16 protein-coding genes are annotated in these 15,607 nt (G+C 62.7%); 1 reads left to right on the forward strand and 15 read right to left on the reverse strand.

The genetic code is table 11. The features are described from left to right. Positions 1-2 precede the first annotated feature (2 nt). The 9 genes from rplP to rpsJ are packed head-to-tail and all read right to left on the reverse strand — an operon-like array spanning position 3 to position 4,709. Positions 3-419: a 50S ribosomal protein L16 gene (rplP, locus tag ACZ9CK_RS13015; protein ID WP_070350365.1), complete on the reverse strand. Its 417-nt coding sequence runs from the start codon at positions 417-419 to the stop codon at positions 3-5. Continuing rightward, positions 420-1,241: a 30S ribosomal protein S3 gene (gene rpsC / locus ACZ9CK_RS13020; RefSeq protein ID WP_070350364.1), complete on the reverse strand. Its 822-nt coding sequence runs from the start codon at positions 1,239-1,241 to the stop codon at positions 420-422. Further along, positions 1,242-1,607 (reverse strand): 50S ribosomal protein L22, encoded by a 366-nt coding sequence (rplV, locus tag ACZ9CK_RS13025; protein ID WP_074587810.1) that lies wholly within the window; start codon positions 1,605-1,607, stop codon positions 1,242-1,244. It abuts the gene before it with no gap. Between the two features lie 38 nt (positions 1,608-1,645). Further along, complete coding sequence (rpsS, locus tag ACZ9CK_RS13030; protein ID WP_003803803.1) at positions 1,646-1,927, reverse strand: 30S ribosomal protein S19; 282 nt, start codon at positions 1,925-1,927, stop codon at positions 1,646-1,648. A 12-nt stretch (positions 1,928-1,939) separates the two neighbouring features. Continuing rightward, a complete protein-coding gene (rplB, locus tag ACZ9CK_RS13035; protein ID WP_074587812.1) occupies positions 1,940-2,779 on the reverse strand; it encodes a 50S ribosomal protein L2 in 840 nt (279 codons plus the stop codon). Positions 2,780-2,808: 29 nt separating this feature from the next. Next, a complete protein-coding gene (rplW, locus tag ACZ9CK_RS13040; RefSeq protein WP_070350360.1) occupies positions 2,809-3,114 on the reverse strand; it encodes a 50S ribosomal protein L23 in 306 nt (101 codons plus the stop codon). Then, the gene (rplD, locus tag ACZ9CK_RS13045; RefSeq protein ID WP_426299106.1) at positions 3,111-3,728 is read right to left on the reverse strand and encodes a 50S ribosomal protein L4; all 618 of its coding nucleotides are present in this window, start codon (positions 3,726-3,728) and stop codon (positions 3,111-3,113) included. The genes rplW and rplD overlap by 4 nt, the downstream gene beginning before the upstream one ends. Before the next feature lie 4 nt (positions 3,729-3,732). Continuing rightward, positions 3,733-4,383, reverse strand: coding sequence for a 50S ribosomal protein L3 (gene rplC / locus ACZ9CK_RS13050; protein ID WP_074587815.1), 651 nt, complete (start codon positions 4,381-4,383; stop codon positions 3,733-3,735). A 17-nt stretch (positions 4,384-4,400) separates the two neighbouring features. Next, positions 4,401-4,709 (reverse strand): 30S ribosomal protein S10, encoded by a 309-nt coding sequence (gene rpsJ / locus ACZ9CK_RS13055; RefSeq protein WP_003803825.1) that lies wholly within the window; start codon positions 4,707-4,709, stop codon positions 4,401-4,403. A 382-nt stretch (positions 4,710-5,091) separates the two neighbouring features. Here rpsJ and ACZ9CK_RS13060 point away from each other — a divergent pair, with 382 nt between their 5' ends. After that, positions 5,092-6,540 carry a GH1 family beta-glucosidase gene (locus ACZ9CK_RS13060; protein ID WP_476050148.1) on the forward strand — a complete coding sequence of 483 codons (1,449 nt, stop codon included), beginning with the start codon at positions 5,092-5,094 and terminating at the stop codon, positions 6,538-6,540. 32 nt (positions 6,541-6,572) lie between these two features. Here the strand turns inward: ACZ9CK_RS13060 and ACZ9CK_RS13065 are convergent, their stop codons facing one another. The 6 genes from ACZ9CK_RS13065 to ACZ9CK_RS13090 form a co-directional block, all read right to left on the reverse strand. Next, the gene (locus ACZ9CK_RS13065) at positions 6,573-6,698 is read right to left on the reverse strand and encodes a hypothetical protein (protein ID WP_426299111.1); all 126 of its coding nucleotides are present in this window, start codon (positions 6,696-6,698) and stop codon (positions 6,573-6,575) included. 126 nt (positions 6,699-6,824) lie between these two features. Further along, the gene (gene tuf / locus ACZ9CK_RS13070) at positions 6,825-8,015 is read right to left on the reverse strand and encodes an elongation factor Tu (RefSeq protein WP_070350356.1); all 1,191 of its coding nucleotides are present in this window, start codon (positions 8,013-8,015) and stop codon (positions 6,825-6,827) included. A 232-nt stretch (positions 8,016-8,247) separates the two neighbouring features. Next, complete coding sequence (fusA, locus tag ACZ9CK_RS13075; protein ID WP_476050149.1) at positions 8,248-10,362, reverse strand: elongation factor G; 2,115 nt, start codon at positions 10,360-10,362, stop codon at positions 8,248-8,250. 67 nt (positions 10,363-10,429) lie between these two features. Then, a complete protein-coding gene (gene rpsG / locus ACZ9CK_RS13080) occupies positions 10,430-10,900 on the reverse strand; it encodes a 30S ribosomal protein S7 (protein WP_021472399.1) in 471 nt (156 codons plus the stop codon). A 1-nt stretch (position 10,901) separates the two neighbouring features. After that, positions 10,902-11,276, reverse strand: coding sequence for a 30S ribosomal protein S12 (rpsL, locus tag ACZ9CK_RS13085; protein WP_009358312.1), 375 nt, complete (start codon positions 11,274-11,276; stop codon positions 10,902-10,904). A gap of 359 nt (positions 11,277-11,635) precedes the next feature. Next, on the reverse strand, positions 11,636-15,535 hold the full coding sequence (locus tag ACZ9CK_RS13090; protein WP_476050150.1) for a DNA-directed RNA polymerase subunit beta': 3,900 nt from the start codon (positions 15,533-15,535) through the stop codon (positions 11,636-11,638). Positions 15,536-15,607 lie beyond the last annotated feature (72 nt).

Raw genomic sequence — 15,607 nt, forward strand, 5'->3', positions numbered from 1 at the left:
TTCTATTCACCACCTTCGCGACGCACAATGCGTGCCTTCAACGGCAGCTTGTGGATTGCCAGGCGCAGTGCCTCGCGAGCTACCTCTTCATTGACACCGGAGAGTTCGAAGAGAACCCGGCCCGGCTTGACGTTTGCGACCCACCATTCCGGAGAACCCTTACCGGAACCCATACGGGTTTCGGCCGGCTTCTTGGTCAGCGGACGGTCCGGGTAGATGTTGATCCAGACCTTACCGCCACGCTTGATGTGGCGGGTCATCGCGATACGGGCGGATTCGATCTGACGGTTCGTCACGTACGCCGGGCTCAGGGCCTGGATACCGAACTCACCGAAGTTGACCTTGGTGCCGCCCGTGGCAGCGCCGGAACGACCCGGGTGGTGCTGCTTACGGTGCTTGACTCGACGTGGGATAAGCATTTAAGCCTGTCCTCCTTCTGCTGCCGGAGCAGCAGCTTCAGCAGCCGGAGCTTCAGCGGCAGCGGGTGCTGCTTCAGCTGCCGGACGGTCGTTACGACGACGGCGGTCGCCACCCGGGCGACCCGGGCGGTCGCCGGCACGGCCGCGGGACGGAGCAGCAGCTGCCTGCTGAGCCAGTTCCTTGGCAGTGACGTCGCCCTTGTAGATCCAGACCTTCACGCCGATGCGGCCGAAGGTGGTCTTGGCTTCGTAGAAGCCGTAGTCGATGTTCGCGCGCAGGGTGTGCAGCGGCACACGGCCTTCGCGGTAGAACTCGGAGCGGGACATTTCCGCGCCGCCCAGTCGACCGGAGCAGGCGATACGGATGCCCTTGGCACCCGCACGCTGTGCGGACTGCATTGCCTTCTTCATCGCACGGCGGAAAGCCACGCGGGAAGTCAGCTGCTCAGCAACGCCCTGGGCAACCAGCTGTGCTTCGATCTCCGGGTTCTTGACCTCGAGGATGTTCAGCTGTACCTGCTTACCGGTCAGCTTCTCGAGCTCGCCGCGGATGCGGTCTGCCTCGGCGCCGCGGCGGCCGATGACGATGCCCGGACGTGCCGTGTGGATGTCCACGCGGACGCGGTCACGGGTGCGCTCGATCTCGACCTTGGCGATGCCGGCGCGCTCCATGCCCGTGGACATGAGCTGGCGGATGCGGATGTCTTCGCGAACGAAGTCCTTGTACCGCTGGCCGTTCTTGGTGCTGTCAGCGAACCAGTGCGAAACGTGATCGGTGGTGATACCGAGTCGGAACCCGTGCGGGTTTACTTTCTGTCCCACTTAGCGAGCCTCCTCTTTCTCCGGGGTAGCGACTACCACGGTGATGTGGCTCGTGCGCTTCTTGATCTGGTAGGCGCGACCCTGTGCACGCGGCTGGAACCGCTTCATGGTCGGGCCCTCGTCAACAAACGCTTCGCTGATGTAGAGGTCGCCCTCGTCGAAGGCAACACCGTCGCGGTCCGCGAGGACCCGGGCGTTTGCCATTGCCGACTGAACTACCTTGAATACCGGCTCCGAAGCTGCCTGCTGGGCAAACTTCAGAATTGCCAGAGCCTCGTTCGCTTGCTTGCCACGAACAAGGTTGACGACGCGCCGGGCCTTCATAGGCGTTACGCGGATGTGACGCGCAATAGCCTTGGCTTCCATTGCTTTCCTTCTCTCGTCTTAGCCGTAGAGCGAGCGCCTTAGCGGCGCTTGCCCTTACGGTCGTCCTTGACATGGCCGCGGAAAGTCCGCGTGGGAGCGAATTCGCCGAGCTTGTGCCCGACCATCGACTCAGTGACAAACACCGGAATGTGCTTGCGTCCGTCGTGAACGGCGATCGTGTGACCCAGCATGTCCGGGATGATCATCGAACGGCGGGACCAGGTCTTGATGACGTTCTTGGTGCCCTTTTCGTTTTCCCTGGCGACCTTCACAAAGAGGTGCTGGTCAACGAAAGGACCTTTTTTCAGGCTGCGTGGCATGTGTCCAGGCTCCTATCGCTTGTTCTTGCCAGTACGGCGGCGACGAACAATAAGCTTGTCGCTCTCTTTGTTGGGGCGGCGGGTACGGCCCTCGGGCTTGCCGTTGGGGTTGACCGGGTGACGACCACCGGAGGTCTTACCTTCACCACCACCGTGCGGGTGGTCAACCGGGTTCATGGCCACACCACGCACGGTCGGGCGGACGCCCTTCCAGCGCATACGGCCGGCCTTGCCCCAGTTGATGTTCGACTGCTCGGCGTTGCCGACCTCGCCGACGGTTGCGCGGCAGCGCACGTCGACGTTGCGGATTTCACCGGAGGGCAGACGCAGCTGGGCGAAACGGCCTTCCTTGGCAACAAGCTGCACCGAGGCACCGGCGGAGCGGGCCATCTTGGCGCCGCCACCCGGACGCAGTTCAACTGCGTGGATCACGGTACCGACGGGGATGTTGCGCAGGGGCAGGTTGTTGCCCGGCTTGATGTCAGCGTCCGGACCGGCCTCAACAAAGTCGCCCTGGGACAGCTTGTTGGGAGCGATGATGTAACGCTTGGTGCCATCAACGTAGTGCAGGAGGGCGATGCGAGCCGTACGGTTCGGATCGTACTCGATTTCGGCAACGCGGGCGTTGACGCCGTCCTTGTCGTGGCGACGGAAGTCGATCAGACGGTACTGGCGCTTGTGTCCACCACCCTTGTGACGGGTGGTGATCTTACCGGTGTTGTTACGGCCGCCGGTCTTGTGCAGCGGACGCAGCAGCGACTTTTCCGGAGTCGATCGCGTGATTTCAGCGAAGTCGGCTACGCTCGAGCCACGACGGCCCGGGGTAGTCGGCTTGTATTTACGGATTCCCATAATTTATTTCCTCGTTAAAGTGGTCTCCGCTACGCGAGCGGACCGCCGAAGATGTCGATAGTGCCTTCCTTCAGGGTGACAATCGCACGCTTGGTGCTCTTGCGCTGTCCCCATCCGAATTTGGTGCGCTTGCGCTTACCGGCACGGTTGATGGTGTTGATCGATTCGACCTTGACGGAGAAAATCTTCTCCACGGCCAGCTTGATCTCGGTCTTGTTCGAACGGGGGTCCACCAGGAAGGTGTACTTGCCCTCGTCGATCAGGCCGTAGCTCTTTTCCGAAACGACGGGTGCGATGACGACGTCGCGCGGGTCCTTGATGGTGGTGACGCTCACTTGGCGGCCTCCTCGTTCTTTGCCTTGTCAGCGACGAACGCTTCGAAAGCAGCCTTGGTGAAGACCACGTCGTCGGAAACCAGGACGTCGTAGGTGTTCAGCTGGTCCACGTAGAGGGTGTGGACGTCGGCGAGGTTGCGCACGGACAGTGCAGCAACGTCGTTGGCGCGTTCGATCACGACGAGCAGGTTCTTGCGCTCGCTAACAGCCTTCAGCGTCGCCAGGGCGTCCTTGGTGGACGGCTTGGTGCCGGCAACCAGTTCAGCGACGACGTGGATGCGGCCGTTGCGGGCGCGGTCCGACAGGGCGCCACGGAGAGCAGCGGCCTTCATCTTCTTGGGGGTGCGCTGGGCGTAGTCACGCGGGGTCGGGCCGTGGACGATGCCACCACCGGTCATGTGCGGAGCACGGATCGAACCCTGGCGGGCGCGGCCGGTACCCTTCTGCTTGAACGGCTTGCGGCCTGCACCGGAAACTTCAGCGCGGGTCTTGGTCTTGTGGGTACCCTGGCGTGCGGCAGCGAGCTGGGCGACGACGACCTGGTGCAGCAGCGGCACGTTGGTCTGGACGTCGAAGATCTCTGCAGGCAGGTCTACCTTCACAGTGCTAGTCATTGAACTAGGCTCCCTTCACGGCGGAACGTACGAGTACGACCTGGCCGCGGGCACCGGGGACGGCACCCTTGATAAGGAGCAGCGACTTCTCAACGTCAACGGCGTGAACGGTCAGGTTCAGCGTGGTGTGACGTACGGCGCCCATGCGGCCGGCCATTTTCAGGCCCTTGAAGACGCGGCTCGGGGTGGATGCGCCACCGATGGAACCAGGCTTGCGGTGGTTCTTGTGCGCACCGTGGGAAGCACCGACACCGGAGAAGCCGTGACGCTTCATAACACCGGCGAAGCCCTTACCCTTGCTGGTGCCGACGACGTCGATCTTCTGGCCGGCTTCGAAGAGCTCAACAGAGAGCTCCTGGCCCAGCTCGTAAGAGGCGGCGTCTGCAGTGCGCAGTTCGACGACGTGGCGGCGGGGGGTCACGCCGGCCTTTTCAAAGTGACCAGCCAGCGGCTTGGTGACCTTGCGGGGATCGATCTGGCCGTAGCCGATCTGAACGGCGACGTAGCCGTCGGCCTCTGCATTGCGCAGCTGGGTGACGACGTTGGAGTCAGCCTGGACGACAGTTACCGGGATGAGCTTGTTGTTCTCGTCCCAGACCTGGGTCATGCCGAGCTTCGTGCCCAGCAGGCCCTTTACGTTACGGGTTGCGGTCATAGTCTCTCAGCACCTCCCTACAGCTTGATTTCGATGTTCACGTCGGCCGGCAGGTCGAGACGCATGAGCGAGTCGACAGCCTTGGGCGTGGGGTCGATGATGTCGATCAGACGCTTGTGAGTACGCATTTCGAAGTGCTCACGGCTGTCCTTGTACTTGTGGGGAGAGCGGATAACGCAGTACACGTTCTTCTCCGTCGGAAGCGGCACGGGGCCCACTACCGTTGCGCCTGCGCGCGTGACCGTCTCAACGATCTTCCGCGCTGAAACATCAATGACCTCGTGGTCATATGACTTCAGCCGGATGCGGATCTTTTGTCCCGCCATGTCGCCTGACTCTCTTTCAGTCTGTGCTTCCCTGGGTTAGGGCTGCCCTGTTTACTTGCGTTCCGTGGCTGCCGAAGCAATTGAGGTTCTACCACCACCCACCGCACGGCTTGAATCCGGAAATTCCGGGTTCCTCAAACCGCCGGTGCTCCGACCCCCGCGGTCGGGCGTGTCGCGATTTTCACGCGAAACAGTCCATAGTTCCTTGGGGGATCCGGGTTATGTTTGGGCTCCAGCCTGGACCCTGCACCCGGCATTATCCGGATCGGGACGCGAAGGAGCGCTTGAACAACTCATCTAGTATGCCGGAATTCGGCGGCAGATGCGAATCGGGCGGCCGGCACCCGTTGCCATCGTCCACCGTGATCATCATGATGGGGGCATGACCGTCCAGAATGGACCCACCGTAGAGCATCTTGCGGGCCTGTTTCCTGCAGGGTTCATCCTCGGAGTAGCCACCGCGGCGTTCCAGATCGAAGGTTCCCTGAACGTGGACGGCCGGGGGCCGTCCAGCTGGGACGCGTTCGCGGAGAAGCCCGGAACGATCAGCGACGGCGCATCTGCCGCCGTCGCCTGCGATCACTACAACCGCAGCGGCGAAGACATCGCCCTGATGCGGGAGCTCGGCGTCGACTCCTACCGCTTCTCCCTCTCCTGGCCCCGGATCCAGCCCGACGGCAAGGGCACCGCGAACGAACAGGGGCTGGACTTCTACGACCGCCTGACCGACAAGCTGCTTGCGGCCGGCATCTCGCCCATGGCGACCCTCTTCCATTGGGACACTCCCCTGGCCTTGGAGCACGACGGCGGCTGGCTGAACCGCGCGACGGCCGAACGCTTCGGCGACTATGTCGCCCTCGTCGCTGCCCGGCTGGGCGACCGCATAGCGCAGTGGGTCACCTTGAACGAACCGGTCTCGGTGGCGCTGCAGGGATACGGGCTCGGGGTCCATGCGCCGGGCCACCGGCTTCTTTTCGATGCCCTCCCGGCGGCGCACCACCAATTGCTGGGCCACGGACTTGCGGTCCAGGCGCTGCGTGCAGCCGGGGCAATAGGCCGCATCGGCGTGGCCAACATGCATACACCCGTCAGCGCAGCCGGCACCGGCTACAGGGACGGGTTGATGGCAGCCACCTTCGACCTGTTGGTCAACCGGATTTTTGCCGATCCGCTGCTGACCGGAACGTACCCGACGCCGCCGCTACTGGTGCGACCATGGTTCAAGGTGCTCGGCAACGCCTCCGACGACGACATGCGGCTTATCCACCAGCCCCTGGATTTTTACGGAGTGAACTACTACTACCCCATCAAGATCGCGGCCGGCGGCGGCAGCCACAGCACACCGGCGGGTGACAGCGAGATGATGGCCAGACTGCCCTTCCACCTGGTGCCGTTCCCCGAGTACGAAGTCACGGGTTTCGGCTGGCCGGTGGCCCCCGAGCATCTCGGGACTTTGCTGCGCTCACTCAAGGACCGCTACGGACAAGCCCTGCCGCCCGTGATGATCACCGAAAGCGGTGCCAGCTTCCCGGAACCCGCCCGTGTTTCAGGGACCCTGCGGGACCAGGACCGGATCGAGTACCTCGCCAGTCATCTAGGCCACGTGCTGGCCGCCACCGGCCCGGACGGCATTGCCCACGACGTCGAGCTGCTCGGCTTCTACGTCTGGACCCTCCTGGACAATTTCGAGTGGGCCGCCGGATACTCGCAGCGCTTCGGCCTGGTCCACGTGGACTTCGAAACCCTGCAGAGGACGCCCAAGGAATCCTTCTACTGGCTCAGGTCGCTCAGCCGGGCGCGCCGCAGCCGCCTGCACGGGCAACCCGGTTAAGGCCACTTGCGCGAGTGTGTGCTGGATCCGCGCTACTGCTGTCTGTTTGCCCTGCGGATCCGCTTCGCCCGGTCGATCTCGCGCCGGAAATACTTACGGCCCCATAGGATGCCGACGGCAACCACGGCCAGGACGGCAAGCACAATCAGGAACTCCACTAAAGACTCCTCTCTCCAGCTGCAACGGTATCAGGGCCGGGTTCAACAGGACGGAGGGTCTCCCGGGGACAAAAAGAACCCCGCCGCAAATGCGGCGGGGTTCCTTTCAGAATCTACAAGCAGAAACTACTTGATGATCTTGGTAACACGTCCCGAACCAACGGTGCGGCCACCTTCACGGATTGCGAAGCCGAGGCCCTCTTCCATAGCGATCGGCTGGATGAGCTCAACGGTCATCTCAGTGTTGTCGCCCGGCATGACCATTTCGGTGCCCTCGGGGAGGGTGATGACGCCGGTCACGTCGGTGGTGCGGAAGTAGAACTGCGGGCGGTAGTTCGAGTAGAACGGGTTGTGGCGGCCGCCTTCGTCCTTGGAAAGGATGTAGACGTTAGCCTCGAAGTCGGTGTGCGGGGTGATGGAACCCGGCTTGACGACAACCTGGCCACGCTCGACATCGTCGCGCTTCAGACCACGGAGCAGGAGGCCACAGTTTTCGCCGGCCCATGCTTCGTCGAGCTGCTTGTGGAACATCTCGATACCGGTAACGGTGGTCTTCTGGATCGGGCGGATACCGACGATCTCAACTTCGGAGTTGATAGCGAGGGTGCCACGCTCGGCGCGGCCCGTAACAACGGTGCCACGGCCGGTGATGGTGAAGACGTCTTCGATCGGCATCAGGAACGGCTTGTCGCGGTCACGAACCGGGTCCGGAACGGACTCGTCGACAGCTTCCATCAGGTCCTCAACGGACTTGACCCAAACCGGGTCGCCTTCCAGAGCCTTCAGGCCGGAAACGCGGATGACGGGAGCGTCGTCGCCGTCGAAGCCCTGGGAGCTGAGCAGCTCGCGAACTTCCATTTCGACGAGGTCGAGGAGTTCCTCGTCCTCAACCATGTCGGACTTGTTCAGCGCGACCAGCAGGTAGGGAACACCAACCTGGCGGGCGAGCAGAACGTGCTCGCGGGTCTGAGCCATCGGGCCGTCGGTAGCGGCAACCACGAGGATTGCGCCGTCCATCTGGGCAGCACCGGTGATCATGTTCTTGATGTAGTCAGCGTGACCCGGGGCGTCCACGTGGGCGTAGTGGCGCTTTTCGGTCTGGTACTCAACGTGGGAGATGTTGATGGTGATACCACGCTGGCGCTCTTCCGGAGCAGAGTCGATCGACGCGAAGTCGCGCTGCTCGTTGAGAGTCGGGTACTTGTCGTACAGCACCTTGGAAATGGCGGCAGTCAGCGTCGTCTTACCGTGGTCAACGTGACCGATGGTGCCGATGTTGACGTGCGGCTTAGTCCGCTCGAACTTTGCCTTTGCCACAGGTTCCTCCTAGAACGATTTCAAGTGACGTGCTCCTCAACCGCGCTTTTCGCGGCAGAACTTCAGCAAGTCTACTTGGGGGCTTTGGTTTTGGTGAAATTTTCAGATCCAGGGACCGATTTCGGTCCCGGGATCCGTTGATGCAGGGCCGGAGCGGAGCCTGGACTCCGGTCCGGCCGCTGCATCGGATGCGTTGCCGGAAGGCAGGCACCCATGGTTTTTCCGAAGCTGATTACTCGCCGCGGGTCTTCTGGATGATCTCGTCGGCAACAGCCTTCGGGACCTCCGCGTAGCTGTCGAAGGTCATCGAGTACACGGCACGGCCCTGGGTCTTGGAACGCAGGTCGCCGATGTAACCGAACATCTCGGACAGCGGAACGTTGGCACGGACAACCTTCACGCCCGCAGCATCTTCCATGGACTGGATCATGCCACGACGGGAGTTGAGGTCACCGATGACATCGCCCATGTACTCCTCGGGAGTACGGACCTCGACGGACATGAGCGGCTCGAGGAGCACCGGGTTGGCCTTGCGGGCACCTTCCTTGAACACCTGGGAACCGGCGATCTTGAACGCCATTTCCGAGGAGTCGACGTCGTGGTAAGCGCCGTCGATCAGGATTGCACGCACGCCCACCATCGGGTAGCCGGCGAGGATACCGAACTGCATGGCGTCCTGGATACCGGCGTCGACCGAAGGAATGTATTCACGCGGAATACGACCACCGGTGACGGCATTCTTGAACTCGTAGAACTCGCCGTCGGTGGTGTCCATCGGCTCGAAGGAAACCTGCACCTTTGCGAACTGACCGGAACCACCGGTCTGCTTCTTGTGGGTGTAGTCGACCTTCTCGACAGCCTTCTTGATGGTTTCGCGGTACGCAACCTGCGGCTTGCCGACGTTTGCCTCGACCTTGAATTCGCGGCGCATGCGGTCCACCAGGATGTCCAGGTGGAGCTCGCCCATGCCGGCGATGACGGTCTGGCCGGTCTCTTCGTTGAGGGAGACCTGGAAGGTCGGGTCCTCAGCGGAGAGCTTCTGGATGGCCGTGGAGAGCTTCTCCTGGTCACCCTTCGAGTTCGGCTCGATTGCCACCGAGATCACGGGCTCCGGGAAGCTCATGGACTCGAGGACGATCTGGTTCTGCGGATCGCACAGGGTGTCACCCGTGGTGGTGTCCTTCAGACCGATGGCTGCGTAGATGTGGCCGGCGGTAGCGCCCTCAACAGGCATTTCCTTGTTGGCGTGCATCTGGAACAGCTTGCCGATGCGTTCCTTCTTGCCCTTGGTGGAGTTGACCACCTGGGCGCCTGCTTCGACGTGACCGGAGTACACGCGGATGAAGGTCAGCTGGCCGAAGAACGGGTGAGCGGCGATCTTGAACGCCAGAGCGGAGAACGGCTCGTCAGCACTGGGCTTACGGACCAGTTCCTCTTCCTCGTTGCGCGGGTTGTGACCAACCATGGCCGGAACGTCGAGCGGGTTCGGCAGGAAGTCCACAACGGCGTCGAGCATGGGCTGCACACCGCGGTTCTTGAAGGCAGAACCACAGAAGACCGGGTAGATCTCGGAGTTGACGGTCATCTTGCGGATGCCGGCCTTGAGCTCCTCGAGGGTGAGTTCTTCGCCCTCGAGGTACTTCTCCATGAGTTCCTCGGAAGCTTCGGCCACGGTCTCAACGAGCTGGGCGCGGTACTCCTCGGCCTTTTCCTTGAGGTCGGCGGGAATCTCCTGGACCTCGTAGGAGGCACCCATGGTCACGTCACCCTTGGCATCGCCGGGCCACACGAGGGCGCGCATTTCGAGCAGGTCTACGACACCGACGAAGTCGTTCTCGGAACCGATCGGCAGCTGCATGACCAGCGGCTTGGCGCCGAGGCGGCTGATGATGGTGTCAACGGTGAAGTAGAAGTCCGCACCGAGCTTGTCCATCTTGTTGACGAAGCAGATACGCGGCACGTTGTACTTGTCAGCCTGGCGCCACACGGTCTCGGACTGCGGCTCCACGCCTTCCTTGCCATCGAAGACAGCAACGGCACCGTCGAGGACGCGCAGGGAGCGCTCAACCTCAACGGTGAAGTCGACGTGGCCGGGGGTGTCGATGATGTTGATCTGGTTCTTGTTCCAGAAACAGGTCACGGCGGCAGACGTGATGGTGATGCCGCGTTCCTTTTCCTGTTCCATCCAGTCGGTCGTCGAAGCGCCGTCGTGCGTTTCGCCGATCTTGTGGTTCACACCCGTGTAGAACAGGATGCGCTCGGTAGTGGTGGTTTTACCGGCATCGATGTGCGCCATGATGCCGATGTTGCGGACCTTGTTAAGGTCGGTAAGCACGTCCTGTGCCACGGGGTCTCCCTTTCGGATGAACTACGCGTGCGCCGCCGGCTCAGTGAGCCGGCGGCGAACGGAAGTATTACCAGCGGTAGTGGGCGAAGGCCTTGTTGGACTCGGCCATCTTGTGGGTGTCTTCGCGACGCTTCACAGCGGCACCGAGACCGTTGGAGGCATCCAGAATTTCGTTCTGGAGGCGCTCAGTCATGGTCTTCTCGCGGCGGGCCTTGGAGTAGCCCACGAGCCAACGCAGAGCCAGGGCGGTGGAGCGACCCGGCTTGACCTCAACGGGAACCTGGTAGGTGGCGCCACCGACACGGCGGGAGCGGACCTCGAGGGAAGGCTTGACGTTGTCCATGGCCTTCTTCAGAGCGGCAACGGGGTCGCCGCCGGTCTTGGCGCGGGCGCCCTCAAGAGCACCGTAGACAATGCGCTCGGCAGTGGACTTCTTGCCGTCGATCAGGACCTTGTTGATCAGCTGGGTGACCAACGGGGAGCCGTAGACGGGATCGGAAACGAGCGGCCGCTTGGGGGCCGGACCCTTGCGAGGCATATTACTTCTTCTCCATCTTTGCGCCGTAGCGGCTGCGGGCCTGCTTGCGGTTCTTCACGCCCTGGGTGTCGAGTGCACCACGGACGATCTTGTAGCGGACACCCGGGAGGTCCTTAACACGACCACCGCGGACGAGCACGATGGAGTGCTCCTGCAGGTTGTGGCCAACACCGGGGATGTAGGCGGTAACTTCAACGCCACCGTTCAGGCGCACACGTGCGACCTTACGAAGGGCCGAGTTCGGCTTCTTCGGGGTGGTGGTGTAGACGCGGGTGCAAACACCGCGGCGCATCGGGCTGCCCTTCAGCGCGGGAGCCTTGGTCTTGGAGACCTTCGGCGTGCGGCCCTTGCGGACCAGCTGGTTAATCGTAGGCACTTTCGTGTTCTCCGTTGTTTTGATTTCTGCCGCCACACCAGGCGCCAGCCTGGGATGTGGAAGCTTTGGCGTTGCTCATGCAGCTTCCGGTCCCCAAAGGTCCGGTGGGCGTGCAAAAGTGCGGCATTCGTTGCGCAAGTTGCCCGCAACCCGGAAACAGACTCCACCCGGACATCATGAGAACAAAACCAAAATGATGCCGCGGCGGTCTTCATCCACTGCCACACAGAACAATTACGAAAAGTCTAGCATGGCTTGCCGTACCGCCTTAAAACGGTGTACGGCGAAAGCAGGGAAGCCCCCGTGTCCGGTGGACACGGGGGCTTCCTGTTGCCTGACGGCTTGGTTCAGGCTTCCGCTCAGCGGAAGTCGTTGCCCAGGTCGTAGTCATCCAGCGGGATGGCGTGGAACTCGGGAGCTCCGTCGCCACCCAGGGCGTCGTACGAGAAGTCGGTGAAGGCGCTGGGGCCCGTGAACAGGCTTGCCTTTGCTTCTTCAGTCGGCTCCACGGTGACCTCGGTGTAACGGGGCAGGCCCGTACCGGCCGGGATGAGCTTACCGATGATGACGTTCTCCTTGAGGCCAAGCAGCGGGTCGCTCTTGCCTTCCATGGCCGCCTGCGTCAGGACGCGGGTGGTCTCCTGGAAGGAAGCGGCCGACAGCCAGGACTCGGTTGCCAGGGACGCCTTGGTGATACCCATGAGTTCCGGACGACCGGAAGCCGGGGTAAGACCCTCGGACACCACGCGGCGGTTCTCGTCTTCGAAACGCGAACGCTCGGCGAGCTCGCCCGGGAGCAGCTCGGAGTCGCCGGATTCGATGACGGTCACGCGGCGCAGCATCTGGCGGACGATGACTTCCACGTGCTTGTCGTGGATGCCAATGCCCTGGCTGCGGTAAACGCCCTGGACCTCGTCCACCAGGAACTTCTGGGCGGCACGCGGACCCATGATGCGCAGAACCTGCTTCGGGTCCACCGGACCGTTGATCAGCTTCTGGCCGACGCTGACGTGCTCGCCGTCCTCGATGAGGAGGCGGGAACGGCGCAGCACCGGGTAGGCGATCTCCTCGGAACCGTCGTCCGGGGTGATGATCAGGCGCATCTGGCGCTCGGACTCTTCGATGGTGATGCGGCCGGCCGCTTCGGCGATCGGCGCAACACCCTTCGGAGTACGGGCTTCGAAGAGCTCCTGGATACGGGGCAGACCCTGGGTGATGTCGTCGCCGCCGCTGGCGGAGACGGCACCACCGGTGTGGAAGGTACGCATGGTCAGCTGAGTACCCGGTTCACCGATGGACTGTGCGGCGATGATGCCGACGGCCTCGCCGATGTCCACGGTCTTGCCGGTGGCCAGCGAACGGCCGTAGCAAAGCGCACAGGTACCGACCTTGGACTCACAGGTGAGCACGGAGCGGACCTTGACCTGGGTGATGCCGGCAGCCAGCAGTTCGCCGATGACGACGTCGCCGCAGTCGGTGCCGGCCGGGGCCAGCACGGTGCCGTTGGAGTCGACGACGTCGACAGCCAGGGTGCGTGCGTACGCGCTGTTCTCGACGTTCTCGTCCAGGATCAGCTCACCGTTGGAGTCCGGCACGGCGATCCCGGTCATCAGGCCACGCTCGGTACCACAGTCCTCTTCGCGGACGATGACGTCCTGCGAAACGTCCACCAGACGACGGGTCAGGTAACCCGAGTTGGCGGTACGCAGGGCGGTATCGGCAAGGCCCTTACGGGCACCGTGCGTGGCGATGAAGTATTCCAGCACCGACAGGCCCTCGCGGTAGGAGGACTTGATCGGACGCGGGATGATTTCACCCTTCGGGTTGGCCACAAGACCACGGATACCCGCGATCTGGCGGACCTGCATCCAGTTACCACGTGCACCGGAGGACACCATGCGGTTGATGGTGTTCATCGGGGACAGGCTGTCGCGCATGACCTGGGCGATCTCGTTGGTTGCCTTGTTCCAGATCTCGATCAGTTCCTGGCGACGCTCGTCGTCGTCGATCAGGCCCTTGTCGTACTGGCCCTGGATCTTGGCAGCCATGGTCTCGTAACCGGCGAGGATCTCCGGCTTGGCCGTCGGAACCTCGATGTCGGAGATGGCCACGGTGACACCCGAACGGGTTGCCCAGTAGAAACCGGCATCCTTCAGGTTGTCCAGGGTGGCAGCCGTAACAACCTTCGGGTAACGCTCGGCAAGGTCGTTGACGATGCGCGAGAGTTCGCCCTTGTCCGCAACAGCCTCGACCCAGGGGTAATCCTCGGGCAGGGTCTGGTTGAAGATGACCTGGCCCAGCGAGGTCTGCACGAGTGCCGGCTGACCGGCTTCCCAGCCCTCAGGAGCTTCCCAGCCGGCGTACGGCACGAAGTTGTCCAGGCGGATCTTGACCTGCGAGTTCAGGTGCAGCTCACGGGCGTCGTAAGCCATGATGGCTTCCGCAACCGAGGAGAACACGCGGCCCTCGCCGGCCGAACCGACCCGCTTGGTGGTCAGGTGGTACAGGCCGATGATCATATCCTGCGAAGGCAGGGTGACCGGGCGGCCGTCGGACGGCTTCAGGATGTTGTTCGAGGACAGCATCAGGATGCGGGCCTCAGCCTGGGCTTCGGGGCTCAGCGGCAGGTGCACTGCCATTTGGTCGCCGTCGAAGTCGGCGTTGAAGGCGCCACAGACCAGCGGGTGCAGCTGGATTGCCTTGCCTTCAACAAGCTGGGGTTCGAATGCCTGGATACCGAGGCGGTGCAGGGTAGGTGCACGGTTGAGCAGCACCGGGTGTTCGGTGATGATCTCTTCCAGCACGTCCCAGACCTGCGGACGGTAGCGCTCGACCATGCGCTTGGCCGACTTGATGTTCTGGGCGTGGTTGAGGTCAACCAGGCGCTTCATCACGAACGGCTTGAAGAGCTCCAGGGCCATCTGCTTGGGCAGACCACACTGGTGCAGCTTCAGCTGCGGGCCGACGACGATGACCGAACGGCCGGAGTAGTCGACGCGCTTGCCGAGCAGGTTCTGGCGGAAACGTCCCTGCTTGCCCTTGAGCATGTCGCTCAGGGACTTCAGCGGACGGTTGCCCGGACCCGTCACCGGACGGCCGCGACGGCCGTTGTCGAAGAGGCTGTCAACAGCTTCCTGAAGCATGCGCTTCTCGTTGTTGACGATGATCTCCGGCGCACCGAGGTCAAGCAGTCGCTTGAGTCGGTTGTTGCGGTTGATCACGCGGCGGTAGAGGTCGTTGAGGTCGGAGGTCGCGAAGCGGCCACCGTCCAGCTGGACCATCGGGCGCAGTTCCGGCGGGATCACCGGGACGGCGTCCAGCACCATGCCGAGCGGGCTGTTGTTGGTAGTCAGGAAGGCGTTGACGACCTTCAGACGCTTCAGGGCGCGGGTCTTGCGCTGGCCCTTGCCGTTCTGGATGGTGTCGCGCAGGGACTCGGCCTCTGCCTGCATATCGAAGTTCTCAAGGCGCTTCTTGATCGCTTCGGCACCCATGGAGCCTTCGAAGTACATGCCGTAGCGGTCACGCAGTTCGCGGTACAGGGCCTCGTCACCTTCGAGGTCGGCGACCTTCAGGTTCTTGAAGCGGTCCCAGACCTGCTCGAGGCGCTCGATCTCGGCGTCGGCACGCTTGCGCACGTTTGCCATCTGGCGGTCGGCGGAGTCGCGGGCCTTCTTCTTGTCGGCAGCCTTGGCGCCTTCACCCTCGAGGCGGGCAAGCTCGTCCTCAAGGTCGCGGGCGATGGTGGCGATGTCGCTGTCGCGGTTGTCGACAAGCTGCTTCTTCTCGAGGTCGTGCTCGACCTGGAGGTTCGGCAGTTCCGCGTGGCGGCTCTCGGTGTCGACGCTGGTGATCATGTACGCCGCGAAGTAGATGACCTTTTCGAGGTCCTTCGGCGCAAGGTCAAGGAGGTAGCCCAGGCGGGACGGAACACCCTTGAAGTACCAGATGTGGGTTACGGGCGCGGCCAGCTCGATGTGGCCCATGCGCTCACGGCGCACCTTGGCGCGGGTGACTTCAACGCCACAGCGCTCACAGATGATGCCCTTGAAGCGCACGCGCTTGTACTTGCCGCAGTAGCATTCCCAGTCGCGGGACGGGCCGAAGATCTTCTCGCAGAAGAGGCCGTCCTTCTCGGGCTTGAGCGTGCGGTAGTTGATGGTTTCCGGCTTCTTGACCTCACCGTAAGACCAGCCGCGGATGTCTTCCGCGGTGGCGAGGCCGATCTGCATGAGGCCGAAGGAGGATTCGCTGGACATGTGGTCCCTGTTCTCTCTTGTTCTCTAAGTTCTGAAGTCTTGGTTACGGAAAGAGGAGGAGCGCGACGGCGG

The sequence above is a fragment of the Arthrobacter sp. TE26545 genome (assembly GCF_056279005.1).